General features: G+C 63.0%; 24 protein-coding genes. 12 read left to right on the top strand and 12 right to left on the bottom strand.

Features of this window, described 5'->3' with window-relative positions:
• Positions 1-588: 588 nt before the first annotated feature.
• Positions 589-1,191, bottom strand: coding sequence for an NADPH-dependent FMN reductase (locus C8C98_RS04070; protein ID WP_121453239.1), 603 nt, complete (start codon positions 1,189-1,191; stop codon positions 589-591).
• Between the two features lie 19 nt (positions 1,192-1,210).
• Between C8C98_RS04070 and C8C98_RS04075 the strand changes: the two genes are divergently transcribed.
• The 6 genes from C8C98_RS04075 (at position 1,211) to C8C98_RS04100 (ending at position 6,438) form a co-directional block, all read left to right on the top strand.
• Positions 1,211-1,930: a GntR family transcriptional regulator gene (locus C8C98_RS04075; protein WP_121453240.1), complete on the top strand. Its 720-nt coding sequence runs from the start codon at positions 1,211-1,213 to the stop codon at positions 1,928-1,930.
• A gap of 368 nt (positions 1,931-2,298) precedes the next feature.
• Positions 2,299-3,159, top strand: coding sequence for a fumarylacetoacetate hydrolase family protein (locus C8C98_RS04080; protein ID WP_121453241.1), 861 nt, complete (start codon positions 2,299-2,301; stop codon positions 3,157-3,159).
• A 95-nt stretch (positions 3,160-3,254) separates the two neighbouring features.
• Positions 3,255-4,226, top strand: coding sequence for a tripartite tricarboxylate transporter substrate binding protein (locus C8C98_RS04085; RefSeq protein WP_121453242.1), 972 nt, complete (start codon positions 3,255-3,257; stop codon positions 4,224-4,226).
• 31 nt (positions 4,227-4,257) lie between these two features.
• Positions 4,258-4,836 carry an amino acid synthesis family protein gene (locus C8C98_RS04090; RefSeq protein WP_121453243.1) on the top strand — a complete coding sequence of 193 codons (579 nt, stop codon included), beginning with the start codon at positions 4,258-4,260 and terminating at the stop codon, positions 4,834-4,836.
• 8 nt (positions 4,837-4,844) lie between these two features.
• Positions 4,845-5,858 carry a zinc-dependent alcohol dehydrogenase family protein gene (locus C8C98_RS04095; RefSeq protein WP_121453244.1) on the top strand — a complete coding sequence of 338 codons (1,014 nt, stop codon included), beginning with the start codon at positions 4,845-4,847 and terminating at the stop codon, positions 5,856-5,858.
• Positions 5,859-5,877: 19 nt separating this feature from the next.
• A complete protein-coding gene (locus tag C8C98_RS04100; protein WP_121456011.1) occupies positions 5,878-6,438 on the top strand; it encodes a VOC family protein in 561 nt (186 codons plus the stop codon).
• Between the two features lie 502 nt (positions 6,439-6,940).
• On the opposite strand, the gene glmS is transcribed toward C8C98_RS04100, so the two are convergent.
• Positions 6,941-8,869: a glutamine--fructose-6-phosphate transaminase (isomerizing) gene (glmS, locus tag C8C98_RS04105; protein WP_121453245.1), complete on the bottom strand. Its 1,929-nt coding sequence runs from the start codon at positions 8,867-8,869 to the stop codon at positions 6,941-6,943.
• A gap of 137 nt (positions 8,870-9,006) precedes the next feature.
• On the opposite strand from glmS, the gene C8C98_RS04110 reads away from it, so the two are divergent.
• Complete coding sequence (locus C8C98_RS04110; RefSeq protein ID WP_121453246.1) at positions 9,007-9,498, top strand: Lrp/AsnC family transcriptional regulator; 492 nt, start codon at positions 9,007-9,009, stop codon at positions 9,496-9,498.
• 29 nt (positions 9,499-9,527) lie between these two features.
• On the opposite strand, the gene C8C98_RS04115 is transcribed toward C8C98_RS04110, so the two are convergent.
• The 3 genes from C8C98_RS04115 to C8C98_RS04125 all read right to left on the bottom strand — a co-directional run bounded on the left by C8C98_RS04115 (position 9,528) and on the right by C8C98_RS04125 (position 12,669).
• The gene (locus tag C8C98_RS04115; protein ID WP_121453247.1) at positions 9,528-10,343 is read right to left on the bottom strand and encodes an ATP-binding protein; all 816 of its coding nucleotides are present in this window, start codon (positions 10,341-10,343) and stop codon (positions 9,528-9,530) included.
• A gap of 144 nt (positions 10,344-10,487) precedes the next feature.
• Complete coding sequence (gene glmU / locus C8C98_RS04120; protein WP_121453248.1) at positions 10,488-11,906, bottom strand: bifunctional UDP-N-acetylglucosamine diphosphorylase/glucosamine-1-phosphate N-acetyltransferase GlmU; 1,419 nt, start codon at positions 11,904-11,906, stop codon at positions 10,488-10,490.
• A gap of 184 nt (positions 11,907-12,090) precedes the next feature.
• The gene (locus C8C98_RS04125) at positions 12,091-12,669 is read right to left on the bottom strand and encodes a DUF2917 domain-containing protein (protein ID WP_121453249.1); all 579 of its coding nucleotides are present in this window, start codon (positions 12,667-12,669) and stop codon (positions 12,091-12,093) included.
• A gap of 128 nt (positions 12,670-12,797) precedes the next feature.
• Between C8C98_RS04125 and C8C98_RS04130 the strand changes: the two genes are divergently transcribed.
• The gene (locus C8C98_RS04130) at positions 12,798-13,793 is read left to right on the top strand and encodes a LysR substrate-binding domain-containing protein (protein ID WP_121453250.1); all 996 of its coding nucleotides are present in this window, start codon (positions 12,798-12,800) and stop codon (positions 13,791-13,793) included.
• Between the two features lie 189 nt (positions 13,794-13,982).
• Complete coding sequence (locus C8C98_RS04135) at positions 13,983-15,074, top strand: diguanylate cyclase (RefSeq protein WP_121453251.1); 1,092 nt, start codon at positions 13,983-13,985, stop codon at positions 15,072-15,074.
• A 159-nt stretch (positions 15,075-15,233) separates the two neighbouring features.
• Here the strand turns inward: C8C98_RS04135 and tyrS are convergent, their stop codons facing one another.
• Positions 15,234-16,466 (bottom strand): tyrosine--tRNA ligase, encoded by a 1,233-nt coding sequence (gene tyrS, locus C8C98_RS04140; RefSeq protein ID WP_121453252.1) that lies wholly within the window; start codon positions 16,464-16,466, stop codon positions 15,234-15,236.
• Between the two features lie 200 nt (positions 16,467-16,666).
• Here tyrS and C8C98_RS04145 point away from each other — a divergent pair, with 200 nt between their 5' ends.
• Together C8C98_RS04145 and C8C98_RS04150 are read left to right on the top strand one after the other, a co-directional pair.
• Entirely contained in the window at positions 16,667-18,025 is a 1,359-nt protein-coding gene (locus C8C98_RS04145) for a M23 family metallopeptidase (protein WP_121453253.1), read from the top strand.
• Positions 18,026-18,092: 67 nt separating this feature from the next.
• Positions 18,093-19,202: an anhydro-N-acetylmuramic acid kinase gene (locus tag C8C98_RS04150; protein ID WP_121453254.1), complete on the top strand. Its 1,110-nt coding sequence runs from the start codon at positions 18,093-18,095 to the stop codon at positions 19,200-19,202.
• Positions 19,203-19,232: 30 nt separating this feature from the next.
• Here the strand turns inward: C8C98_RS04150 and erpA are convergent, their stop codons facing one another.
• From erpA to C8C98_RS04180, 6 genes are all read right to left on the bottom strand, one after another.
• Entirely contained in the window at positions 19,233-19,598 is a 366-nt protein-coding gene (erpA, locus tag C8C98_RS04155; RefSeq protein ID WP_099656675.1) for an iron-sulfur cluster insertion protein ErpA, read from the bottom strand.
• Positions 19,599-19,658: 60 nt separating this feature from the next.
• Positions 19,659-20,057, bottom strand: coding sequence for a polymer-forming cytoskeletal protein (locus C8C98_RS04160; protein WP_121453255.1), 399 nt, complete (start codon positions 20,055-20,057; stop codon positions 19,659-19,661).
• Between the two features lie 173 nt (positions 20,058-20,230).
• Entirely contained in the window at positions 20,231-20,944 is a 714-nt protein-coding gene (locus tag C8C98_RS04165; RefSeq protein WP_121453256.1) for a DUF6776 family protein, read from the bottom strand.
• 106 nt (positions 20,945-21,050) lie between these two features.
• Positions 21,051-21,443, bottom strand: a complete 393-nt coding sequence (gene rpsI, locus C8C98_RS04170; protein WP_121453257.1) for a 30S ribosomal protein S9 — start codon at positions 21,441-21,443, stop codon at positions 21,051-21,053.
• Positions 21,444-21,454: 11 nt separating this feature from the next.
• A complete protein-coding gene (rplM, locus tag C8C98_RS04175; RefSeq protein WP_099656679.1) occupies positions 21,455-21,883 on the bottom strand; it encodes a 50S ribosomal protein L13 in 429 nt (142 codons plus the stop codon).
• Between the two features lie 241 nt (positions 21,884-22,124).
• Entirely contained in the window at positions 22,125-24,080 is a 1,956-nt protein-coding gene (locus C8C98_RS04180) for a serine/threonine-protein kinase (protein WP_121453258.1), read from the bottom strand.
• Positions 24,081-24,327: 247 nt separating this feature from the next.
• Between C8C98_RS04180 and C8C98_RS04185 the strand changes: the two genes are divergently transcribed.
• Complete coding sequence (locus C8C98_RS04185) at positions 24,328-25,215, top strand: 23S rRNA (adenine(2030)-N(6))-methyltransferase RlmJ (protein WP_099656681.1); 888 nt, start codon at positions 24,328-24,330, stop codon at positions 25,213-25,215.
• Positions 25,216-25,217 lie beyond the last annotated feature (2 nt).

Raw genomic sequence — 25,217 nt, forward strand, 5'->3', positions numbered from 1 at the left:
GTCAAATAGCGGCCTCATAGAAGCATTGCGACAAGCCGAGATCAAGTTCAAAGCGGCCCGGGACTCTGGTCAAATAAATCTTAAATCCCACTTGGTTGAACGCCAATGCCTGGCGTACAGGCTCACGAAGGTGAATCCTGAGTTCAAGACGCCAGTCTGGTACTTGAGTCATCTTCAGTTTGTTCACATGAAGCCTACGAGCGGGCATGCAATTGGCGCAAAGGCCGTTGCACAGGCGAGCAGCGCAGACGGACCAATCCTGAACAATCGAATCACTTTCTCCATAGGGCTCCATCACAGCTGCTTTGGCTACACGGATCCCAAGGGGCAAGTTGCCTGCACCCTTATGGACACCCACCCTCACGGACCAGGGGTTGTGCACGAGGAGGAGGCCGACAGCATCGTGGCTTCACTACAGGGGGTGCTGAGTGACGATCTGGTTCTGTGGCCAACAACCTTGACCCTAAAAATACCTCCGCACTCTGGACACTCGACAGGGTCAATCGCAAAACGCCCGTAGTTCAAACCCTGCTGCGCCATATCCACCGTCGCGACCAGAAAGAAGATGGGGCGGCGCACCGCGTGGATTCAGGTTTGGGTGGAGCGAGTCGCAATCCAGCGGCTCTCTTCAATCAGTTCGTGTAAGCCTGCCTGGATAATGTCCAAGGTTGGTTTGTCCACCAACTGACCTTCTTGGATACGCGTCGCCACACCAGCAATGGCGATATGTTGACGCACCAATGGCCGCGCTAACGTAGCTGCCAGTGCATCACGAATCTGGGCTTGTGCGCGCACGCCCCCAGCTGTGCCTGGGGATGCAGTCATGATGAGCGCAGGCTTGCCCTTGAGCGGCGATGCGAAGCCCGGGCGCGATGCCCAGTCAATGGCATTCTTGAGTACGCCCGGTATGCCGTAGTTGTATTCTGGCGAGCAGAAAACCAGGCCGTCGGCGCTCTCGATCGCCCGCTTGAGCTGAGCTACTGCAACGGGCGGTTGATCCCCATCCAGATCGGCGTTGTACAAGGGAATCTCGTCGAGTGGGAACAACTCCAAGGTCGCCTCAGGCGGCAGCAGAGGCTGCAGGCTGCGCAGTACGGCGGTGCAATGCGAGGCGCGGCGGATGCTGCCCGAGATGGCCAAAAGGCGCACGGGGGAGGGGGACGAAGCGGTGGTCACTGAGGTTTTCTCCATATTTCAATGGCCCAAGTTTATGCATAAAATTCAAAACATGTATAAAAATGACGCGCCTCAGCGCACCCCGCCCCTGGTGGATCAAGCCTTTGCACAACTGCGCAGGGATGTGTTGAGCGGCACCTACAGCCCTGGGTCCAAACTCAAGCTCGATGAGTTGCAAGCCGCCTACGGTTTTTCCAGCAGCCCCCTGCGGGAAGCCCTGAGCCGCTTAGCCCAGGAAGGGTTGATCCGCGCTGACGAGCGCCGGGGTTTTCGTGTCACCGCGATCTCTGCAGAAGATTTGATTGATATCACCCGCATGCGAGTCATGCTCGATGTGCAGGCGCTGCGCGAGTCCATCGAGCACGGGGATGACGCTTGGGAAGCACAGGTCGTAGCAGCCTTCCACCGATTGGAAAAGGCGGAAGGCCGACTCAGCGACGGGCCGGTTGTTTTGGATCAGGGATGGACCGACGTACACACGGCCTTTCACATGGCCCTGATATCGGCGGGTCCCTCGGAGCGCCTGCGCACCTGGAGTGCCAGCCTCTTTGACCAGGCTGAGCGCTACCGGCGTTTTTCTGCACGCTATCGGAAAACCTTCAAGAACAAATCCAGTGAGCACCGCAAGCTCATGGATGCCACTTTGCGACGTGACGCGGACACCGCTTGCGCGCTGCTGCGAGAGCATATCTTGGGCACAGAGCGCAATGTGCTGGCAGTGCTGAGCAAGATGGAACCTGATCGCGGCGGCTAAGCGCAACTCAAAAAATTCTAAGAGGCCCCGCGCCATTGCGCACCAGGCCTGTGTTTGGGCGCGCCAATAGAGACCGTCTTTCCTCGCACGATCCTCTCATTCGTCAACGCACTCCGCTCCCGCAAAAAAAGCCCGCAGGCCTAACGCCAGCGGGCTTTTTTGCTTCTGGATGCACCTGTTCCTGACGTTGGCTGCGCAGGCTTCTGCGGCCTGTTTTACACAAGTTCCCGGAAATTGCTCGGTAAAAACCACTATGCATTAAACATGTTTTATGCATAAAAATAACTTCATGCATTTACCTGAGAGATGCAGGATTTGTTGAATCGATCCTCTCAGCACCTCTTTTCCATCCCTCTCTAAGGAAACCCATGAAACTGATGTCCTACTCAATCGGCGGCCGCGAAACCTGGGGAGTCGTCCTCGGCGATGGCGTGGCCGAACTGGCAGGCCGCACTGGTCACGCCACCTTGGCCGACTTCATTGCCAGCCCGGACTTCCAGAGCCGTGATGCGCTGGTAGAGGGGCTCAAGGCTGACGTGAAGCTGGCTGAAGTGACCTTCTTGCCTGTGATTCCCCGCCCAGAAAAAATCGTCTGCGCGGTACGCAACTACATGGACCACCACCAGGAAGTGCTCGCCGCAGGCATGCAGCGCGAGTTGTCCGAGCAGCCACCGATCTTCTTGCGCGTGTGGCGTTCGCAGACGCCCCACCAGGGCCCCATCGTCCGCCCGCATGTTTCGGATTCGCTGGACTGGGAAGGCGAGCTGGCCGTGGTGATCGGCAAGGAAGGTCGCGACATCTGCGAAGCAGACGCCTGGTCTCACATTGCCGGCTACAGCTGCTACAACGACGCCAGCGTGCGCGAGTGGCAGTTTCACGCCAAGCAGATCGCGTCTGGGAAGAACTTTGAATCCACCGGTGCCTTCGGCCCCTGGATGGTGACGGCCGACGAGATCGCGCCAGGCCGGGAACTCAAGCTGGAGACACGCCTGAACGGTGCCGTGGTGCAGTCCAGCCACACCGGACACATGATCTTCTCCATCCCCCGACTGATTGCCTACGCCTCCACCATCTTCACGCTGGTACCCGGTGACGTGATCATCACCGGCACTCCAGCTGGCGTGGGCTGGAGCAAGAAGCCGCAGCATTTCATGAAGCCAGGTGACGTGGTGGAAGTGGAAATCGAAGCCATTGGCGTACTGCGCAACCCAGTGGTTGCGCAGGGCTGATACCCGCCGTCCGCCGACCCTTTTCGATCTTCCACACAACCCCTGCAAGGGCAGAGTCAGGCCCCATGCGGCCGCCGCCCAAGGAGACAAAAGCGATGCATAGAAGACATGTCCTGGCCGCCTGTGGCACGGCCGTCCTTGGATGGCCGGCTTTGCCGGCCTGGGCCCAGGTGTACCCCGAGCGAGCCATCAAGCTCTACCAAGGGTTTGCCCCCGGGGGCAACGCTGACGCCATCGCGCGCGCCGTTGGAACGGAAATGGCCAAAGCCTTGGGCCAGCCAGTCGTGGTGGAAGCGCAGTCGGGCGCCGGCGGAACCATCGCGGCCACCACGGTGGCACGCGCCAAACCTGACGGGTCCACGCTGCTATTGGCCACCGGTGGTCATGCCGTGGCGGGCGCCCTGTACAACACGCTGCCCTACAAATCGGTGGCTGACTTCGAGATGGTGTCCACCATCACCTTCTTCCCCTTCTTGGTTGTGGTCAACGCAAGCTCAAAAATTCAGAATTTGCGCGAGGTGATCGCCAATGCACAGGCAGCGCCTGGAACTGTGGGGTACGGCACTGCAGGTGTGGGCTCAACCCACCATCTAGCGGGCGAGCTGCTGGCCAAGATGGCACGCGTCAGCCTGCTGCACGTGCCCTATCGGGGCGACGCCGCATCGATCACCGCCCTACTGGCCGGCGATGTGCCTTTCATCATCGCGCCCCCCACAGCGGTGTTGACCAACATCCAGGCGGGCAAACTGCGGGCCATCGCCACCACGGGGCTACAGCGGTGGTCTGGCCTGCCCAACGTTCCTACCGTGGCGGAACAAGGCGTGGCAGGGTACGACGTGCGGTCGTGGGCGGGTTTGATGGCCCCGGCCGGCACGCCCCGCGCGGTCGTGGATCGCCTTCATGCCGAGGTTCTCCGCGCACTGCAAGCGCCTGCCGTGCGCCAGCGCCTGGAAGACATGGGGGGCGAGGCACGAGGCAGCACCCCCGAAGAAATGAAAACCATGGTGAGCCACGAAATCGAAAAATGGCAGCAGGTGGTGGCCGACGCCAAGATACCCAAACAATGATTGCCACCCATTTCATCGAAGGACTTATTGCATGACTTTGATCGCTATCCGCAAGCGCAGCTTGACCATTGAAACGGTGTACCACGAGGGCGGGCCACCGCCGGAGACACCATTGCGTGTCGCCTCTGCCTGTGCCGTGATTCGCAATCCCTATGCGGGCCGGTATGAGCCGGACCTCCTGCCTTTCATGGCCGAGCTGCGCAGCCTGGGCACGACGCTTGCCGAAGAACTTGTCTCGGTGCTGGGCAAGGACAACGTACAGGCCTACAGCAAGGCCGCGATTGTTGGTGCCAACGGCGAGCTAGAACACGGCGCCGTCTGGCACGAAGCCGGCGGCTGGGCGATGCGACATGTGCTGGGCGAGCCCAAGGCCATCGTGCCGTCGGCCAAGGTCGTCGCGGCGACGGGCTACCGATTGATGGTACCGCTGCACTACATCCATGCGGCCTATGTCCGTAGCCATTTCAACAGTGCCGAGGTCGGCATCCAGGACGCACCGCGGCCCGACGAGATCCTCTTTGCGCTGGTGATGGCCGATGGCGGTCGCATCCATGCGCGCCTTGGCGGGCTCACGCGCGAGCAGGTCTCCGTGCACGACGGCCAGCGCTGAGGGTCAAGATGGCGATCTCTTCTGAAGGCACGATGAAAGCCGTGCAATTGCGGGTCACAGGCGGCCCGGAAGTACTTTCCTGGGTCGATCTGCCGATGCCCCAGCCCGGCCCCGGCCAGGTACGCGTGCGAGCGCATGCCATCGGTGCTGGCGGCCCGGACGTGTTGATCCGCAACGGAACCTACAAGTGGATGCCTCCGCTGCCCGCCATCCCCGGCAACGAGCTGGCTGGCGTGGTGGACGCGGTGGGACCAGGCGTGGTGCGGCTGCAGGTGGGGGATCGGGTGCTGGTGAGCGCGCGCGAGCTGCCCCAGCGCGGTGGCTGCTATGTGCAGGCAATCTGTGTGCCTGAGTCGGTGCCTTTTGTGCTGCCAGCCAGCATCGCTTGGGAAGACGCGGTAAACCTGGGTAATTTCCAGCTGGCCCTCGCACTGCTGGCCAGCAATGGCAATCTGCCGGCCCAGGCCATTCTGGTGCCTGGCGCTGCCGGTGGAGTGGCTACAGCGCTCGCGCAGGTGGCGCGCTCGCGCGGCCTGCGGGTGATCGGCACCGCCTCCACGCCCGAAAAGCGCACGTTCGCACTGGAAAACGGTGTGACGGACCTGGTGGACGGCGACGTGCAGGCGCTGCCGAAGCGGGTGATGGAGCTGACCGATGGCCGAGGCGTGGACCTGGCGTTCGATCACGTGGGCGGCGCCCTCTTCATTGCGTGCCTGCGCTCGCTCGCGCCGTCTGGCATGGCCGTGTCGTACAACATCCTGGGCGGCCCGCCCACCGCCGACGTGTTCGACGAGTTGCGCAAGCTGCTTGCCAAAAGCCTCGCCATTCGTACCTTCTCCATCCACGCAGTGGACGCCGATGTGGCGCAACGCCGTGGATTGATGGAGCAGGCCATCGCCCTCATGGCCAGCGGACAGGTGCGTACGCCGCGCGCCACGCGCATGCCGCTGGCTGAGGCCCGCCGGGCCCACGAGCTTCTGGACAGCGGTGGCACGCTCGGCAAGCTGGTCCTCATCCCCTGAACCCATGGAGTCAGACACCGTGAACCCACCCTATACCGCCAACCTGTCCCACTGCGGCATCTTCTGCCGCGACCTGGAGGTGATGAAGACCTTCTACACCGGTGTGTTCGACATGCAGGAAACCGACCGTGGCGAAGGCGTGACCTTCCGGTTCGAGATCGTGTTCCTGAGCGGGCGTGACGACCAGCACCACCAGTTGGCACTGGCTGGAGGCCGCGGAGCGGACGCACCCAGCACGGTGATGCAACTGTCCTTCAAAGTCCAGACCCTCGACCACCTGCGCGAGGCCCGCCACCGCGCACTGGGGCTGGGTGCAACAAAGATGCGCGGCCTCAATCACGGCAATGCGATATCCCTCTACTGCATGGACCCGGAAGACAACACGGTCGAGATTTACCTGGACACCCCTTGGTACGTGAGTCAACCACATGGCGACCCCTTGGACCTGGATCAGACCGACGAAGCCATCTGGGCCCAGACAGAGCGCGTTGTGCGTTCTGACCCCAGCTTTATGCCGATGGCTGAGTGGACGGTGCGGTTTGCGCAACGAAATGCGGCTTTGAAGGCAAGGGAGATGTAGAGAGTACCGCCTTTGGGAATGAAGCGGTAACTCTGGGGTGGAGAGTCGTTGCCTACCCACCGTGCTTCAGCCTGCTCGCACTACTGCGAAGGCTTCTTGGACCACTCTGACTACCTTGCGCGCAAGTGCGAAGGTGAATGCAGCATGACTCTATTGGGCAAAAATAGCCGTACGTGATCCTCTGGATGAAACCGATCGGGCACTGGCAGAAGCGATTGACTCCTTAGCTAAGGCGGCTCCTGAGTGTCAGCATAGTGCACGGATCTCCCCGCCGACGGCTCTTGTTCGCAGCAGTCGCTCCATGACTGCGGTCTGAACGACGGCAACCAGCCTGAAATAGCCCATCCAACTCCCTGTAGACCTTTGAGATCAGGAAACAAAAAAGCGCCTCAACTGAGGCGCTTGGAAACCATACATATCGGTGCGCAGCACCCCTACAGGTTTTATTTTCAGGTTACAGAGTTTATTTTTACGATCAAGCGTCACCCACCGTTTCTAAGCCTCACTCCACCGTCACGCTTTTTGCCAGGTTGCGCGGCTTGTCCACATCGGTGCCGCGTGCGCAGGCGGTGTGGTAGGCCAGCAGCTGCAGCGGCACCACGTGCAGCAGCGGGCTCAGGGGGCCGTAGTGCTCGGGCATGCGGATCACGTGCAGGCCTTCGGCGCTTTCGATGTGGGTGTCGGCGTCGGCAAGCACGTAGAGCACACCGGCGCGGGCGCGCACTTCTTGCATGTTGCTCTTGAGCTTTTCCAGCAGTGCGTCGTTGGGCGCCACGGTCACCACCGGCATGGCGCTGGTCACCAGGGCCAGCGGGCCGTGCTTGAGTTCACCCGCCGGGTAGGCCTCGGCGTGGATGTAGCTGATTTCCTTGAGCTTGAGTGCGCCTTCGAGCGCGATGGGATAGTGCAGGCCCCGGCCCAAGAAGAGGGCGTTTTCCATGCGCGCAAAGTCTTCGGCCCAGCTGATGATTTGTGGCTCCAGGGCCAGCACGGCTTGCAGGGCCACGGGCAGGTGGCGCATGGCTTTGAGGTGCTCGGCCTCTTGCGCCTCGGTCAGGCGGCCCTTGCTTTGGGCGAGGGCCAGCGTCAGCAAGAAAAGGCCTGCCAGCTGGGTGGTGAAGGCCTTGGTGCTGGCCACGCCAATCTCCACGCCCGCACGGGTGATGTAGGCGAGCTTGCATTCGCGCACCATGGCGCTGGTGGCGACGTTGCAGATGGTGAGCGTGTGTTGCATGCCCAGGCTTTGCGCATGGCGCAGCGCGGCCAGGGTGTCGGCGGTTTCGCCGCTTTGGCTGATGGTGACGACCAAGGTGCGCGGGTTGGGCACGCTGGTGCGGTAGCGGTATTCGCTGGCCACTTCCACCTGGGTGGGGATGCCCGCAATGTCTTCGAGCCAGTATTTGGCGGCGCAGCCGCTGTAGTAGCTGGTGCCGCAGGCCAGGATGAGGACGTTGTCGATCTCCTTGAACACGCGCCAGGCTGCGGCACCGGGCTCGCCGTGCAGGCCTGCGCCGTCGAACAGCTCGGGCACGATGCCTTCCACGCCTTCAAGCGTGTCGGCAATGGCACGGGGCTGCTCGAAGATTTCTTTTTGCATGTAGTGGCGATACGGACCCAGCTCGGCCGCGCCGCTGTGGGCCAACACAGTGCGCACGGGGCGCTGTGCGGGCGTCAACGCATTGCCGTCCTTGCCCACGATCCAGTAGCGGCCCAGTTGCAGGTCCACCAAGTCGCCTTCTTCCAGGTACACGATCTGGTCGGTGACACCCGCCAGGGCCATGGCGTCGCTGGCCAGGAAGTGTTCTGCTCCGTCCTTGCCCACACCCAAGATCAGCGGCGAGCCTGCGCGCGCGCCCACCACGCGGTGGGGTTCGTCTTTGTGGATGACGGCGATGGCGTAGGCGCCGTGCAACTGGGCCACGGCGGCCTGCACGGCCTCAAACAAATCGCCTTGGTAGAGGCTGTCGACCAGGTGGGCAATGACTTCGGTGTCGGTCTGGCTCACAAACACGTAGCCGCGTGCCTGCAGGGCGGCGCGCAGTTCTTCGTGGTTTTCGATGATGCCGTTGTGGACAAGGGCAACACGACCCGCTTGGCCGGGCTGCGTGGCGGCATCGCCCGTGCCGTGGCTGAAGTGGGGGTGAGCGTTATGCATGGCGGGCGCGCCGTGCGTGGCCCAGCGGGTGTGGGCGATGCCGGTGGCGCCGTCGATGTGCTCGGTGGCCACCTGCTCCAGCAGCTCGGCCACGCGGGCGGTGCTGCGGGCGCGCTGCAAGCCGCCCTGGGGGGTGCCGTTGCGCGAGGCATCGAGGCTGGCGGCATGCACCGCCACGCCGCACGAGTCATAGCCGCGGTATTCGAGCCGTTGCAGGCCCTGCACAAGGATAGGAACGATGTTGCGCGTGGATACCGCGCCGACGATGCCGCACATGGTGGATGCCTCCGTTAAAACCGATGGGGCGATGGTAGGCAGGCAAAAAAGAAATATGCACTCAAAATATCATTAATTTTGAAATTTAATTTCTACAATTCAATACAGAGAAATTAAATTTCAAAAATCAATCAATTATGGAACCCATATCACTAGATGCCATCGACCTGCAGCTGCTGGACCTGCTGCAGCACGATGCCGCCCAAAGCAACCAGGCCTTGGCAGAACGGGTACACGTGTCGCCCCCCACCTGCCTGCGGCGCGTGAAGCGGCTGCACGATGTGGGGCTGATCGAGCGGCAGGTGGCCCTGCTACAGCCCGACCGGCTGGCCGCCGTGCAGGGCCATGGGCTGGCCTGCATTGTGGAGGTGAGCCTGGACCACCAAAGCACCGAGGCGCTAGACGCCTTCGAAGCCCGCGCCGTGGCCGATGCCGAGGTGCAGCAATGCTGGCGCGTGTCGCCGGGGCCCGACTTTGTGCTGGTGGTGCACACGCGCGACATGCCGGGCTACCTGGCGCTGTCGCAGCGGCTGTTCACCACCGATGCGAACGTGCGCAATGTGAAGGCGTTCTTCAGCACCAAGCGCGCGAAGTTTGAGACAAAAGTGCCTCTAGCGCTTGATAAATAAGCGCTAGCTGCTATATTTTTAATAGCAAATTAGACCACCATCGCTGGCCACTCCAGCCGCACGGTGCACCCCTGCCCCACGGCCGCCGTGGCGGTGATGTGGGCGCCATGGCGCTCGGCAATGGCACGGCACACGGCCAGGCCTGCGCCCACGCCGTCAAATTCAGTTTCGCGGTGCAGGCGCTGGAAGATGCCGAACAGGCCCGCAGCGCGCTCGGGGTTGAAGCCCACGCCGTTGTCTTGCACCTCCCACGCCACCCAGCCAGCGCCGCGTTCTGCGGGCACGGCGCGCACAGCAATGGTGGCGTTTGGCTGGTGTTGGCTGAACTTGAGGGCATTGCCCAGCACCTGCACCAGCAATTCGTGCAGCAGGGCCGGGTCGGCGTGCAGGGCGGGCAGGTCGGCAGCCACGTTCCATGGCGCGGCATTGGCACCCGCCAACGCTGGCAGTGCGGCCCGCGCCTTGGCCACCGCCGCAGCCAGGTCTACCGGCTGCAGTTGCAGCGGCGCACGGCCCACACGCGACAGGGCCTGCAGCCCGTCCAGCATCAGCGCCATGCGGCGGGCCGATTGCTCCATGGTGCCGACGAACTCTTGCGCCTCTTGCAGCGGCGGGCTTTGCAGCACGTCGGCAGGCAGGTCGCCCAGCACCTCGCGCACCAGCTTGCCGTAGGACGTGATGTGGCGCAGCGGCGCACGCAGGTCGTGCGAGACCACGCGCAAGAACGCCTCTTGCGCAGCCGCCATGTCGGCCACCTGCTGCTGGCTGGCGGCCAGTGCGGCGCGCAACGGGTCAGGGGTGAGGTCGGGGGTCAGGTCTGCACCGGTCACTTCATCCTCCCCCATAGACCACAGAAGCGTGCACGGCGCAACGAGCAACCACCGCACCGTGCACGACATGACAGGCGAGGACAGCCAGCAAGGGCCGCCCCGCAGCAAAGGCTGTCGTCCTCCTTGAGGGGGAAGGCGCAAAGCGCCTCAGGGGATACCTCATTTTTTTGGGCGGGGCCAGTGGGCAATGCTGACCTGCTTGCCCCGCGCCACGCTCAGCGCGCCAGGCTCGGTGCTCTTGGTGATGGTGCTGCCGCCGCCCACCGTGCCACCCGCGCCAATCGTCACCGGGGCCACCAGCACACAGTTGCTGCCCACGTGCACATCGGCCTCGATCACCGTGCGGTGCTTGTTGGCGCCGTCGTAGTTGGCGGTGATGCTGCCCGCGCCGTAGTTCACGCGCTCGCCCACCGTCGCGTCGCCCAGGTAGGCGAGGTGGTTGGCCTTGGCGCCGTCGGCCAGCGTGCTGTTCTTCACTTCCACAAAGTTGCCGATGTGCACTTCGCGGCCCAGCTGTGCGCCGGGGCGCAGGCGGGCAAAGGGGCCGATCAAGGCGCCCTCGCCCACGGTGGCACCGGCCTTTTCACCGTCGATGTGGGTGTAGGGGTGGATGACTGCGCCCGCCGCGATGCGTGCGTTGGCAATGCAACAGTTCGCGCCAATGCTCACGCCCTCGCCCAGCTCCACGCGGCCGGTGAAGACGCAGTTCACGTCGATCTCCACGTCCTGCCCGCAGACCAGCTCGCCACGCACACCGGTGCGGGCGTCGTCGCGCAGGTCAAAGCGGGCGGGGTCGGCCAGGCGCACGCCCTGCTCCATCAAGGCGCGAGCCCGGCGCAGCTGGTGCGCGCGCTCCAGCTCGGCCAGTTGCAGCGGGCTGTTCACGCCCGCCACCTGCAGCGCGTCGGTGATGCGGTGGGCCACCACGGGCACGCCGTCGGCCACGGCCATGGCGACGATGTCGGTGAGGTAGTACTCGCCCTGGGCATTGTTATTGGTCAGACGCGCCAGCCAGGGCGTGAGCAGCCTTGCGGGCACGGCCATGATGCCGCTGTACACCTCGGTGATGGCGCGCTGGGCGTCGGTGGCGTCCTTGTGCTCGACGATGCCTTGCACGGCGCCGTCGGCATTGCGCACGATGCGGCCATAGCCTGTGGGGTCGGGCAGTGTCACCGTCAGCAGCGCCAGCTTGCCACCTTCGCTGGCAGCCACCAGGGCGCGCAGGGTGTCGGCCTGGGTCAGGGGCACATCGCCCGAGAGGACGACCGCTGTGCCGTCGTCACGCAGGTGGGGCACCGCCTGCTGCACCGCGTGGCCCGTGCCCAGCTGCGGTTCTTGCCGCACAAACTTAAGGTCAAAACTGCCTGCAGCGCTTGCTGCACCAGCGGTAGCTGCTTCTACTTCTGTAGCACCGTGCCCCGTGATGACGATGGCGCTGCGGGCCTGCAAGTGGGCCGCCTGGTCCAGCACATGGTGCAGCAGCGGGCGCCCAGCCAGGCGTTGCAGCACTTTGGGGGTGCGGCTTTTCATGCGCGTGCCCTTGCCGGCCGCCATGATGAGGATGTCGAGTTGCGTCATGGAATGGGGTGTATGGAGTGGCCCGCAGTGCCGCCACTGCGCAGGCCTGCCCCCATTATCGGCGCCAATGGCTGCGAGCAAGTGCCCACGGCCCGCCCATCAAATGCTATCAAAATAGAAGCTGCCAGCGCTTTATTGATAAGCGCTGGCAGCCTATTTCATTGAAATAACCGTCTTTGTACAGTCAGGCCAGCCTGCGCGGCCACGCTCCTGCCAGGCGGTAGGTTGCAAACCGCGCCAAGCCCAGCAGCAGCCGACCGACCGCGCCCGCCGCATCGGCCGCTGCACCCACCACAGCACGGCTGCCCTGCCCCAGGGCCAGCCGCAGATCGCGCAAGGGTTGCACCACGGCCCGGTCCCAGCACACCCCCGCGGCAACGGCGGCTACCCCCTCAGCGTGCACAGGCGCAGATGCTGCAGGGGACGCCACGGGCGGGGCACAGTCCCAACGAAAGGCCAGTGCAGCAGCGGCATCCACCGCGCCGGGCGGCCCCCAGGCCTCGACCACCGCGTGCTGACCGGGCGCCAGACTGAGGCGGTCTCCGGCGTGCAGCACATGGTCTGCGGGCAGCGCCTGCGCCGCCCCGGTCAGCGTGACCCAGGCCCGCCCTTGGGCGATCTCCAACACGCCAGGCTCACGCGGGTGCAGTGAGAGGGCGCGGCGCGCCTCCAGCTTCCAGCATCCTGCCAACGAGGCGGCAGGGCGGGTGAGGCTGGCGGGACTCACGGAGGATTGCGATGCGGGAACGACATGGCTTGGCATGTGGGACTCCTTTCTGCCACGAAGGGCTGTAATGAGGCCCAATGATCCGGCTCCAAACCCTTTGCGTCCAATGAAAACGCGCTACGCTATTGATGCGAAGACCGCATGAATACACCCACCGCCGCGCCATGCCCAACGACCCCAATGCCCCCGCCATCCAACGCACCCGCCCCGTCGCCGTGGGGCACTGGCGCGCCTTCCTGGCAGTGGCCCGGCACCTGAACTTTCGGGCCGCTGCCGACGAGATGGCATTGACCCAATCGGCCGTGAGCCGCCAGATCCAGGCGTTGGAGGAAGAAGTGGGCGTGCCCCTGTTTCTGCGCCACACCCGTGCGGTGGAGCTGACCAGCGCGGGCGCGCAACTGCAGCGCGCCGTGGTGCCCGCCCTGGAGCGCATGGACGCCGCCGTGCGCCTGGTGCGCCAGACCGCCGGGCGCAAAAGCGTGGCCATCACCACCTGGGCCAGCTTTGCGTCGATGTGGTTGATTCCGCGCATGGAAGAGTTTCAGCACCAGCACCCGGGCATTGACCTGCGCATTGATGCCAGCGACGTGAGCGTGGACCTGGACACCTCGGACGTGGACATTGCCCTGCGCTACGCCCTGCCCGGCCCCGGCATGCAGGGCGCACGCCGCCTGTGTGGCGAGCAACTGGCCGTGGTGGCCAGCCCCTGGCTGCTGAAAACAGCGCCCCCCATCCGCAAACCGGCCGACCTGGCGCAGTTCACCCTGATTGAAGCAGGCGACGCGCACCGCACCCAGCACCTGGAGTGGCTGAGCTGGCGGCGCTGGTTTGATGTGCAGCAGTGCCCCAAGCTGCAGCCCCAGCGCTGGCTGTACTTCAACTACGCGCACCAGATCGTGCAGGCCACGCTCAGCGGCCAGGGCCTGGCGCTGGCCCGCATGCCGCTGATTGCCGACGCGCTGGCCTCGGGCGACCTGATCGAGGTGCTGCCGGGACACCGGCTGGATTCGCCGCTGGCCTACTGGATGCTGGTGGGCCCGCGCAGCGGGCACCGGCCCGAGGTGCAGGCCTTCAGCGCCTGGCTGGAGACCCAGGCCGCCGCCACCCGCGCCGCCATTGGCGATGTGCCCGACCCCGATACGCAAGACCACCTGGACTGAGAACCTGTTCAAGGAGGAGCCCTGTGGGCGATCTCGCAGGGCACCGTCAACCGGCGCCAAGGCCCCCGTGAAAACACCAGCCACAACCCGGCCACGCAGGTGGACACTGGGGCCTAAGAGCCTGCAGCCACGCCAGACACCGCATCCACAACCACCCGCCACACACGCCACACCAGCCCCATTGGCACCATGCACACCATCGAGCCCCCACCAGACAACTTTCGCCTGCTGATCCGGCATGCGTCTGCGCTGTGCGTGCTGGTGCACAGCCTGTACATCGCGCTGTTTGCCTGGGCCAGCGTCGATGCCCTGGCGGCGCTGAATTTGCTGAGCGTGGCCACGCATGCGCTGGCGTTCTGGCTGGCCCGCCCCGAAGGGCACCTGCGGTCGGCCACGTTACTGCTGATTGGTGAAATCACCGTGCACGCCGTGGCTGCCACGGTGTTTGTCGGCTGGGGCAGCGGGTTTCACTACCTGATGCTGCCGGTCATCCCGGTGGCCATACTGTCGTCGAGCGACCACAAAACCCTCAAGTACACGATTGCGGTGTGCCTGTCGTTCATCTACCTGGGGCTGGACGGCTGGAGCAGCCAGAACGAGCCCATCCACGCCCTGGGCAACACGCTGGAAAGCCTGCTGCGCTACCAGAACATCGTCACCTTGCTGCTGGCGTTCATCATCTTGTCACGGGGCTACTACAACGTGGTGACCCAGGCGCAAGCGGTGTTGACCCGACAGGCATCGACCGACCCCCTCACCGGCGCCATCAACCGCCGCAGGCTCATGGAAATAGGCCGCGCAGAGCTGGCCCGCCAGCCCCGGCAAGCACAAACCATTGCCCTGCTGCTGTGCGACATTGATCATTTCAAGCGCATCAACGACACCCTGGGGCACAAGGCGGGCGATCAAGTGCTGCAGGACTTTTACCGCCGAGCGCTGGGGGTGACACGCGCCAGCGACAGCATTTGCCGCTGGGGCGGTGAGGAATTCCTGATCCTGCTGCCCGACACCGACGCTCCGGGCGCCGACCACCTGGCAGAGCGACTGCGCCAGGCCATCAGCGCAGACCTGTTCAAACCTGGCCATACGCAGCCTTTGCAGGTCACCGTCACGATCGGCGTGGCCACCGTGCAGGCGTACGAAGGCTTGCTGGACGCAGTGCACCGTGCCGACGAGGCGCTGTACCGGGGCAAGCAGCAGGGCCGCAACCAGGTGGTCAGCAGCCTCCCACCAGCAGCCCGCCCGGCGGCGGCAGAGCCCCCTTTGCGCTGGCAGAAATAGGAACGGGCAGCAAAAAGCCCGCTTCAGGAGTCCAAAGCCGTTGACGCTGTGGTTGTGCCAAGCCGTGGGGCCCATAAAAAAAGCGCAAAACGCTACACTTTTGATAGCTTTTTGCGCTTATTTCAAGGGCGCTAGCGCCCTTTTTTACCTAAATCCGAATCAGCCCAACTGCACACGCGCAAACTTGCGCTTGCCCACCTGCACCACGTAGGTGCCAGCATCCAGCTTAAGGCCCTTGTCGCTGACCACGTTGCCGTCCACACGCACACCGCCGCCATCGATCAGGCGGTTGGCCTCGCTGCCCGAGGGGGCCAGGTTGGCCTGCTTGAGCAAAGCGCCAATGCCCAGTGGCGCGCCCGTCAGCGCCACTTCGGGGATGTTGTCTGGCACGCCGCCCTTGCTGCGGTTGATGAAATCCTGCTCCGCCGCATCGGCCGCCGCTGCGCTGTGAAAACGCGTGGTGATCTCTTTGGCCAGCATCACCTTGGCGTCCTTGGGGTTGCGCCCACCGGCGATCTCGGCCTTGAGCGCGGCGATCTCGGCCAGGCTCTTGAACGACAGCAGCGTGTACCAGTCCCACATCAGCGTGTCCGAAATCGACAGCACCTTGGCAAACATGGTGTTGGGCGCTTCTGTGATGCCGATGTAGTTGTTCTTGGACTTGGACATCTTGTCCACGCCATCCAACCCCACCAAGAGTGGCATGGTGAGCACGCACTGCGGCTCTTGTCCATACTCCTGCTGAAGGTGGCGCCCCATCAGCAAATTGAACTTCTGGTCCGTGCCGCCCAGTTCCAGGTCACTCTTCAAGGCGACCGAGTCGTAACCCTGGAGCAGCGGGTACAAAAATTCGTGCAGGCTGATGGAACTGCCATCGGTAAAACGCTGGTGAAAATCGTTGCGCTCCATCATGCGCGCCACCGTGTACTTGGCCGACAGCTGAATCATGCCCCGCGAACCCAGGGCATCACACCACTCGCTGTTGTAGCGGATCTCCGTGCGCGCAGGGTCCAGCACCTTGGCTGCCTGCGTGTAGTAGGTCTCTGCGTTGAACTTGATTTGCTCGGGCGTGAGCGGCGGGCGCGTGCTGTTGCGCCCGGAAGGGTCACCGATCAAGGTGGTGAAGTCACCGATCAGGAAGATCACCTGGTGGCCCAGATCTTGCAACTGCCGCATCTTGTTGAGCACCACGGTGTGGCCGATATGAATGTCGGGGGCCGTGGGGTCCAGGCCCAGCTTGATGCGCAGGGGTTGACCGGTGGATTCCGAGCGCACCAGCTTCTTGGTCCACTCATCCTGTGGCAGCAATTCTTCCACGCCACGCAGCGAAATTTCGAGGGCCTGGCGTACACCATCGGACAGCGGGCTTGTTGTAACAGCTGATTGATTCATAAGGGTTTTTTTCGATGTCTGAGCATGACGCGCCGCTATACTCGGGCTCCATTGCAAAGGCGGATTCTAGTAGGCCCGCCGTTTCAGCCAGGGTTTCACCCGCTGAAAACTGCCTTGTTTGCATTGCTGTGCCTTCGACTTCCGCTGGGCCTTTGGCTCAGGTCCTGAGCGAAGACACACTCACCTCTGGGGATAGAACATTGATTCACGGCTTGACCACCGCCAGCTTGGCTTTGCTTGATCGACTGTCCCAGACCGCTCAAAAACACCCCCGACGTATCACTGCCGCCATCGCAGCCCTGCTGCTCACAGGCGGCGGTGGCGCATTCGCCGTGGCCTCGCTGGGGCCCGATGCCTCTGAGCTGCCCACCAAGACGGTGAGCTACCCCGTTGAATCCCTGGCAGAAAACCTGGCCCTGGAATCGCTCGACGCCCCCGGTTTTTCGCTGTACCGCTCTGAACAAACCCGCAGCAGCGACACCGCAGAGTCTCTGCTGCAGCGCATGGGCGTGGCAGACCCGGCAGCGGCCGCTTTTTTGCGTTCTGACAATGCTGTGCGACAAAATTTGCTGGGACGAGCGGGCCGGCTGATTTCGGCCGAGACCACCGACGACCACCGCCTGGTGCGTCTGACCGCACGCTGGGCCCCCGATGACAGCGGCACCTTCCGCCGCCTGGTGGTAGAGCGCCAGGACGAGCGTTTTTCCTCGCGCATCGAAACCGCACCACTGACCAAAGGCACGCGCCTGGCCGGGGGCGTGATCCGCAGCTCCCTCTTTGCCGCCACCGACGCCGCCAACATCCCCGATGGCGTGGCTGTGCAGGTCGCCGAGATCTTCTCGGGCAACATCGACTTTCACCGCTCACTGCGCAAGGAAGACCGCTTTGCCGTGGTGTACGAAACGCTGGAGGCCGATGGCGAGCCCCTGCGCAGCGGCCGCGTGCTGAGCACCGAGTTCCGCAACAACGGCAAGACCCACCAAGCCGTCTGGTTCCAGGAGACCGAAGCCTCCAAGGGAGCCTACTACACCCTAGAAGGTGAGAGCATGCGCCGCGCCTACCTGGCCTCGCCGGTCGAGTTCTCCCGGGTGACCAGCGGCTTCAAGATGCGACTGCACCCCATTTTGCAAACCTGGCGTGCCCACCTGGGCACCGACTACGCAGCCCCCACAGGCACCGCAGTGCGCACGGTGGGCGATGGGGTGGTGGAGTTTGCTGGCGTGCAAAACGGTTTTGGCAACGTCATCTTCATCAAGCACCGCAACCAGCACGTCACCGTCTATGCGCATTTGAGCCGCATCGACGTGAAGAACGGGCAATCGGTTTCGCAAGGGCAAACCGTGGGGGCCGTGGGCTCCACCGGCTGGGCCACGGGCCCGCACCTGCATTTCGAATTCCGCATCAACGGCCAGCACCAGGATCCGCAAACCATCGCACAGCAAAGCGAAGCGGCCGCCCCCGTGTCGGCCTCCGCCCGCGCTGCATTTGACCGACTGGCATCTGCCATGCGCGTCCAGCTGTCGTCGGCAGAGCTGATTCAGCAAGCCAGCGCCCAGTAACGCAAAGCCCACTCGGCCAGCCCCTGCGGGCCCGCAGCTTGCCTCACACCGCTTGACGGCCCAATCCATGCGCGAGCTTTATATTGGCCTGATGTCTGGCACCTCCCTCGATGGTGCCGATGCAGTGTTGGTGGACTTTGCAGGGCCCCAACTCCAGGTCTTGGGCTACCGCGCCCAGCCCTTCCCAGAGGGGCTCAAGAGCGACCTCCTCGCACTCAACACCCCAGGCCACGACGAGCTGCACCGCGCTGCACTGGCAGGCAATGCGGTGTCACGCATCTACGCCGAGCTGGTCAACACCCTGCTCCAGGACACCCATATCCAGGCGGGCGAAGTGCGCGCGATAGGCGCCCATGGCCAGACGGTGCGGCATCGCCCCCAGGAATTTGACGGCACGGGCTACACCCTGCAGCTGCAAAACCCCGCCCTGCTGGCAGAGCTCACCGCCATCGCCGTCGTGGCCGACTTTCGCAGCCGGGACGTTGCCGCAGGCGGCCAAGGCGCACCGCTGGTCCCCGCATTCCACCAAGACATCTTTGGGAGCACCACAGAGACAGTGATGGCGCTGAACATCGGCGGCATCTCCAACATCAGCATCCTGCCCGCCCACGGCCCCGTCATCGGCTTTGATTGCGGCCCGGGCAATGCACTCATGGACCACTGGTGCCAGTTGCACACAGGCCACCCCTACGACGCGCAAGGCCAGTGGGCTGCGAGCGGCTCGGTACACCCAGGGCTGTTGGCCGACTTCCTGCAGGAGCCGTTTTTGCAGAAGTTGCCGCCCAAAAGCACCGGGCGCGACCTTTTCAATGTGCGCTGGCTGGATGACAAGTTGGAGGCGCACCCCAACATCCCACCTGCAGATGTACAGGCCACGCTCACCGAATTCACGGCCCGCGCCTGTGCTGACAGTGCCACGATGCACGGGCAAGGCGGTACCCGCCTGGCTGTGTGCGGTGGGGGCGCATTGAACACCCACCTCATGCGGCGACTGCAGGCCCTATTGGCCCCCGTCTTGATACAACCCTCGGACGCACTGGGCTTGCCTGTCATGCAGGTCGAAGCCAGCGCATTTGCCTGGCTGGCCCGCCAAACCCTGCAAGGGCTGACGGGCAGCCTGCCAAACGTCACGGGCGCCCAAGGCGCCCGTGTACTCGGGGCGATCTACCCCGCGTAAGCCCCCTCCAAAAGGGGAGGCATTTGCTTATCAGGTCGAAAAGCTCGAACCGCAACCGCAGGTCGTGGTGGCGTTCGGGTTCTTGATGACGAACTGAGCCCCTTGCAGGTCTTCCTTGTAGTCGATCTCTGCACCCACTAGGTACTGGTAGCTCATGGCGTCGATCAACAAAGACACACCGTTTTTGGTCATGGTAGTGTCGTCTTCGTTGGTGATCTCATCGAAAGTGAAGCCGTATTGGAAGCCAGAGCAGCCGCCACCCTGCACAAACACCCGCAACTTCAAATCGGGGTTGCCCTCTTCAGCAATCAGATCGGCCACCTTGGCGGCAGCACTGTCCGTGAACAAAATCGGGGCAGGCATCTCGGTGGAGACATTTTCGGCAACAGCGCTCATGGGGAACTCCGGGTTCAGTATTTGGCTGGGATGGTACTGCAACACGGCAGCGCCACCGCCTCAGGAATTGTTTGACGCTAGTTTGAGTGGGGGCTTTTCTTCCACCAACACAGCGGCAGGGAAGAGCTGGCCGGCAATCATGGCACCCTGGTGCATCTCCAGCGCACGATAGTGCACGTTGCCTGTGATGCGAGCCTTAGGCTGCAGCTCCAGCAGCTCGGCAGCATGCACCGGGCCCACCACCGAACCATTGACGATGACATGGTCCGCATGCACCGCCCCCTCCACCCGCGCCGTCTCCGAAATCACCAGAATGCTGGGCTGCTCCGTGGCAGCACGGATATCACCGATGACATCGCCATCAATCCGAATGCCCTCCTCAAACAGCACATTGCCCTCAATCCGGGTGCCATGGGCAATCAAGCTCTTGATGGGAGGCTGCTTTTTACGCGAGAACATAAAGGGACTCCTGAAGTGCACATCAAGGCACTCAATGAAGAAAGGGATCAGGGCAAGCCACAAAGCGCCCCGCACATAGGTGATCCAAGGTCTACTGAATGCTTGGCAGCGGCTGGCACTGTCCCGTGCGCGCCTGCGGGCACCAGGGTCGAAGCCAAACCCCGTCGTCGATGTCAATCCAACTCAGTGGCCTGGCTTGCACGCACCGTCTGCCCCTCCAAGACACGGGCAGTCACGGTTTTTACCACGACATTCACAGGCAACGGAAGCAAGCCATCCAGACGCCTGTACTGCCGAAATTGCAGCGGCTGCCCCTCGGGCGGCAAAATCTGCGTCCAAGGCTTGCCCTCTCGGGTGCCGGTCACCACCAACTCCAGTCGCCCCTTGAAGTCAGACGCGTTGCGGGCAGCAGCCTGGATCACCAGCACCTGCCACCGCAATTGCACCCCACCCACCACTTCTGCCTGCAATCCCCGGATGGCTACGCCATCCGTATTGGAAACCGGCATCAGTTTTTCAAAAAAGCCCAGATCATCCCGCAGCATGCGGTTTTCAGTTTCCAGTTGCCGCACTTGGGTCGTCAAACGCTCCAGGGTCGCACGGTCAGCGGTGAGCAGACTCTCGGCGGTCTGCGACAAGGTCTGGCGTTGCTGCGACTGCTCCCGCAGCTCTTCAACCTCCGCGCGCAGGCGCACGATGTCATCACGGGTCCCGGATTCCAGGCCAGCGATGGATTTTCCAAACTCGAACGCCCACAACGCCGCTGCGCCACTGAGCCCCATCACCAACGCCAGAACCAGCCAGCGCAGAGGCCAAGGCAGTGCGCTGCGCACCGCCACACGGGGCGCACTGATCGTCAAACGACGGCGAAGCAAACGAAAACGCATGAACGGTCCATCCCTCTTTGCGAAGTGCGCACCATAAACGAAAAAACCGCCCGAAGGCGGTTTTTGAGAGACAGGTGCAAGCCCCCGCCTCGCAAGGTCGCGAAGATTAACGCTTCGAGAACTGCTTTGCACGACGTGCAGAGCGCAGACCGACCTTCTTACGTTCCACTTCACGGGCGTCACGCGTCACGAAGCCGGCTTGGCTCAGTGCGGGCTTGAGCGTTGCGTCGTAATCAATCAGAGCACGGGTGATACCGTGACGGGCAGCACCAGCTTGACCAGATTCGCCACCACCGTGGACATTGATCTGGATGTCGAAAGTTTCGACATGGCTAGTCAGCACCAGAGGTTGCTTAGCAATCATGATCGATGTTTCGCGGCCGAAATAGGACTGAATGTCCTTGCCGTTCACAGTGATCTTGCCGGAGCCTTTTTTCAGAAACACGCGGGCGACGCTGGACTTGCGACGGCCGGTGCCATTGTTCCATTCACCAATCATCTCAAGGCTCCTTAGATTTCCAGCACTTTGGGCTGCTGGGCGGCGTGGGGATGCTCTGCACCGCCATACACCTTGAGTTTCTTGATCATTGCGTAACCAAGGGGACCCTTGGGCAGCATGCCCTTGACAGCCTTTTCCAGAGCACGACCAGGGTGCTTGGCTTGCATGTCGCGGAAGTTGGTGGCTGTGATACCGCCGGGATAGCCCGAGTGACGGTAATACACCTTGTCCAGGGACTTGGTGCCAGTGACCTTGAGTTGTGCTGCGTTGATAACGACGATGAAATCACCGGTATCGACGTGAGGCGTGTAAATGGCCTTGTGTTTGCCGCGCAAACGGAGAGCAACTTCGCTGGCTACTCGTCCGAGGACCTTATTGGTCGCGTCAACCACAAACCACTCGTGCACGACCTCAGCGGGCTTTGCGCTGAATGTAGACATGAGTTTCTCTTTTCAAGAGGGGTTTGAGGGCCCTTTTCCACGGTCGGTGCTTCTCTGAAGGAAGCCTCTTAGGTGGTAAGAAGTGTTCGCCGCGGGGCCACTAAATCGCTGCGAAGCCCGCCATTATACGAAGTTCAATGCAAGTAGCACAAGCCTGACCTGCCGACGGAAAGAACGCCGACCGGTCAGAAAGGCTGTTCAGCGAAGAAACGAGGCGCAGCCAACGCCCAAGATGACCGACTCAGTTGGACATTTGCCGCGCACGCTGCTCATCCGCTTCGTAGCGCTTGCGCGTTTCGACGCAGATGGCCAGCCCAGCCTGTGAAGGCTTTTGGCACTCCTGGTGAATGCACATGGGCTTGGCAAAAAAGCTCGCATTGGCACACACCTCTTGGGGACTCGGAGCCCGTACGGGGGTGGGCCTGGGCTTGGGTTCTGGCGGCGGCGGGGGCGGCGGGGGTGGAATCTCCACCACCTGGGGTGCAGGCGCTGGCTCGGGTTGGGCTTTTTTGGCCGCAGCACTGCGCGCCGTTGGCTTTGCGGGTTGGACCGCAGCCGAGGCTGTCGAGACCGGGGAGGCATCTACCGCCGCAGCCGACGCAGCAGCGGCCACGACCTCGCTGGCCACAAGCAGCGGCTCCGATGCAGTCATGTCCGGGGCCGAGGCCTCCAGCATCGGTGGTGCGGCAGCAGGCTGTGCCAGCTCTGTGATGATGTCGTCTTGCGCAGGCGCTTTGCGCCCGTGGGTCCACCAAGCGGCAGCCCCGACCACCAACAAAGACGCCACCAAGACGACGCCCCAGCCCAAGCCACGGCTGCGCCGCGCCCCAGAGGCGCGATGCGCACGCCGAGGCGTCGCATCCTGCACACCGCCCGACTTGCTGGTACGCACCCTGTGCGATGAAGCTGCCGCCGCGCGAGCGTCTGCGGCATGGCTTGCCCCATGATCGTCTTGCGCCACGGTGTCCCCTGGGTCCATGAAAACGGTGTCTGCAGCATCTACCACCACCGTGTCGGGCCCAGAGGCTGCATACGAGGCATCCACATCAGAGGCTTTACGCAAGGGCGCTTCATTGGCGGCAGAAGCGTCTTGCGCCCCCAACACCTTTTCCGTCTGCGCCTGGATATCCGCGATGATTTTGGGCGCAGAGGTCACATCCACCGTCGGGGTCACCAAACCAGGGCCTGGCTGATCGGCAGGCTCTACCCAGATGTCCCCCAAATCGGCCCGGAAGTCGAAATCGGCAACCCCCTCGGGGGGCGACTCCATCTCCATGGCGTGCAAAAAGGCCTCAATGCTCTGCGGCCGATCCTCAGGGCGCAATGCCAATGCCTGGCTGATGGCTGCGACAAAGGGCGCGGAATACTCCACGCCCAATTGGCGCTTGACAGTCTTGGCCACGCGCGAGAACGGCACCATGCGATCACGGATGGAGCGCAAGGTGGCGGGCAACGGGGTGTCGTTGCACAGGCAGCCATGCACCACTGCCGCCAAAGAATAGAGGTCGCTCCACGGCCCCTGGCGCAGATCCTCATCGGACTCAGAATACTGCTCAATGGGCGCGTAGTTCACCTTCAGAACAGCGGTGTGCTGGCGCCCCTGGTCGTTGATGGCATGGCGTGCAGCACCCAAGTCGAGCAAAACTGGGGGGCCGTAGTCCTGCAAGAAAATATTGTCCGGTGAAATATCGCGGTGCAGCGTCTTGCCCTCATGCAACACCTGCAAGGCACCGACCACCGACCACAGCACCTTGCGCAGCCAAGCCTCTGGCGGCGGTGTGCGCATTTGCACCCTGGCTTGCTTGAACGTCATGCCGCTGTACAGGGGCATGACCATATAGGCCGTGTTGTTCGCCTCCCAGAACCGGAACACCTTCACCAGGGAGGGGTGGTCAAACTGCGCCAGAAGACGCGCCTCGCCCACAAACGAAGCCAAGCCCGCCTGGAAGGTCTGCTGGTCTGATGAAGAGCGCACCCACAACGACTGTCCCTGCGCACGTCCGGCCAGGGCCGAGGGCATGTATTCCTTGATCGCGACAGCGCGGTGCAGCGAGTGGTCAAACGCCTTGTAGACCATCCCAAAGCCACCCACCCCTAGCAACGCCAGAATCTCGAACTCCGCCAAGCGGGTGCCAGGGGGCAGCGCATCGACGTGGCTTACGCCGCTGGCAGAGGTTTGACTGGAACGTTCGGTCATGGTGAAAAAAGCGTGGCAGTCCAGCGTCTAAAGCAAAATTCAGCGGGCACCAGCCCAGCGCCAGCCCGCCGACAAAGGCGATGATGCTGCATCACCGCAGGTACAAAGGCAACAAAAAGCAGACTGTCTGCCAAAAACATCACAGCCTGCCCGAATGCCCTCGATTTTGCCTTGAACGGACGCCCCGCTGTCCGAGATAGATCGGGGTACGCCCCAAGAGACGGCCCGCAATCGTTACCATAGCGACATGTTCAGTTACCGCCACGCCTTCCACGCGGGCAACCATGCCGATGTGCTCAAGCACACCGTTTTGATTGCCACTTTGCAATACCTTACGGAGAAAGATGCGGCACTGACCGTGCTGGACACCCATGCGGGCGCCGGCTTGTACCGCCTGGACGGCGACTACGCCAGCACCAGCGCCGAAGCCGCCGATGGCATCTTACGGCTGGTCGCTCCGGAAGTACCGCCCCTGACCCCAGCGCTGGCAGCCTACGTAGACATGGTGCGCGCCTTCAATCAGGGCACCAAGACCAAGGTGTATCCCGGCTCACCCTTCATCAGCCAACGGCTGCTGCGCGAACACGACAAGCTCAAAGTGTTTGAGTTGCACCCCACCGACATGCGCGCACTGGCGGGCAATGTAGCCCAGCTCAATGCAGGCAGGCAAGTGGCCGTGCTGCATGAAGATGGCTTTGAAGGCATCAAAAAATTCTTACCGCCACCGGCCCGTCGTGCTTTGCTGCTGTGCGATCCCAGCTATGAAATGAAGAGCGACTACGGCAAGGTGCTGGACATGGTGGCCGATTCGCTCAAGCGTTTTGCCACTGGCACGTACGCCGTGTGGTACCCCATCATTCCGCGCCCTGAGGCCCATGACCTGCCCCGCCGACTCAAGACCATGGCCACCAAGGCAGGCAAGAGCTGGCTGCATGCCACGCTGACCGTCAAATCCAGCAAGATCACGGAAGATGCGGCAGGCGAAGTCAAGCGCCCGGGCCTGCCTGCCAGCGGCATGTTCCTGATCAACCCACCCTTCACACTGAAAGCTGCACTGAAAGAAGCGCTGCCACAAATGGTGGAGTTGCTGGCCCAGGACAAGCACGCCACGCATACGCTGGAATCCGGGGGCTGACC

Origin of the sequence: Acidovorax sp. 106 (assembly GCF_003663825.1) — a bacterium.
Lineage (GTDB): Bacteria > Pseudomonadota > Gammaproteobacteria > Burkholderiales > Burkholderiaceae_C > Acidovorax.

What these genes read in the sequence shown, in the direction of transcription:
- C8C98_RS04070 (WP_121453239.1), bottom strand. Translation starts at nt 1,191, where the DNA reads ATGGAGAAAACCTCAGTGACCACCGCTTCGTCCCCCTCCCCCGTGCGC.
- C8C98_RS04075 (WP_121453240.1), top strand. Translation starts at nt 1,211, where the DNA reads ATGCATAAAATTCAAAACATGTATAAAAATGACGCGCCTCAGCGCACC.
- C8C98_RS04080 (WP_121453241.1), top strand. Translation starts at nt 2,299, where the DNA reads ATGAAACTGATGTCCTACTCAATCGGCGGCCGCGAAACCTGGGGAGTC.
- C8C98_RS04085 (WP_121453242.1), top strand. Translation starts at nt 3,255, where the DNA reads ATGCATAGAAGACATGTCCTGGCCGCCTGTGGCACGGCCGTCCTTGGA.
- C8C98_RS04090 (WP_121453243.1), top strand. Translation starts at nt 4,258, where the DNA reads ATGACTTTGATCGCTATCCGCAAGCGCAGCTTGACCATTGAAACGGTG.
- C8C98_RS04095 (WP_121453244.1), top strand. Translation starts at nt 4,845, where the DNA reads ATGGCGATCTCTTCTGAAGGCACGATGAAAGCCGTGCAATTGCGGGTC.
- glmS (WP_121453245.1), bottom strand. Translation starts at nt 8,869, where the DNA reads ATGTGCGGCATCGTCGGCGCGGTATCCACGCGCAACATCGTTCCTATC.
- C8C98_RS04110 (WP_121453246.1), top strand. Translation starts at nt 9,007, where the DNA reads ATGGAACCCATATCACTAGATGCCATCGACCTGCAGCTGCTGGACCTG.
- C8C98_RS04115 (WP_121453247.1), bottom strand. Translation starts at nt 10,343, where the DNA reads ATGGGGGAGGATGAAGTGACCGGTGCAGACCTGACCCCCGACCTCACC.
- glmU (WP_121453248.1), bottom strand. Translation starts at nt 11,906, where the DNA reads ATGACGCAACTCGACATCCTCATCATGGCGGCCGGCAAGGGCACGCGC.
- C8C98_RS04125 (WP_121453249.1), bottom strand. Translation starts at nt 12,669, where the DNA reads ATGCCAAGCCATGTCGTTCCCGCATCGCAATCCTCCGTGAGTCCCGCC.
- C8C98_RS04130 (WP_121453250.1), top strand. Translation starts at nt 12,798, where the DNA reads ATGCCCAACGACCCCAATGCCCCCGCCATCCAACGCACCCGCCCCGTC.
- C8C98_RS04135 (WP_121453251.1), top strand. Translation starts at nt 13,983, where the DNA reads ATGCACACCATCGAGCCCCCACCAGACAACTTTCGCCTGCTGATCCGG.
- tyrS (WP_121453252.1), bottom strand. Translation starts at nt 16,466, where the DNA reads ATGAATCAATCAGCTGTTACAACAAGCCCGCTGTCCGATGGTGTACGC.
- C8C98_RS04150 (WP_121453254.1), top strand. Translation starts at nt 18,093, where the DNA reads ATGCGCGAGCTTTATATTGGCCTGATGTCTGGCACCTCCCTCGATGGT.
- erpA (WP_099656675.1), bottom strand. Translation starts at nt 19,598, where the DNA reads ATGAGCGCTGTTGCCGAAAATGTCTCCACCGAGATGCCTGCCCCGATT.
- C8C98_RS04160 (WP_121453255.1), bottom strand. Translation starts at nt 20,057, where the DNA reads ATGTTCTCGCGTAAAAAGCAGCCTCCCATCAAGAGCTTGATTGCCCAT.
- C8C98_RS04165 (WP_121453256.1), bottom strand. Translation starts at nt 20,944, where the DNA reads ATGCGTTTTCGTTTGCTTCGCCGTCGTTTGACGATCAGTGCGCCCCGT.
- rpsI (WP_121453257.1), bottom strand. Translation starts at nt 21,443, where the DNA reads ATGATTGGTGAATGGAACAATGGCACCGGCCGTCGCAAGTCCAGCGTC.
- rplM (WP_099656679.1), bottom strand. Translation starts at nt 21,883, where the DNA reads ATGTCTACATTCAGCGCAAAGCCCGCTGAGGTCGTGCACGAGTGGTTT.
- C8C98_RS04180 (WP_121453258.1), bottom strand. Translation starts at nt 24,080, where the DNA reads ATGACCGAACGTTCCAGTCAAACCTCTGCCAGCGGCGTAAGCCACGTC.
- C8C98_RS04185 (WP_099656681.1), top strand. Translation starts at nt 24,328, where the DNA reads ATGTTCAGTTACCGCCACGCCTTCCACGCGGGCAACCATGCCGATGTG.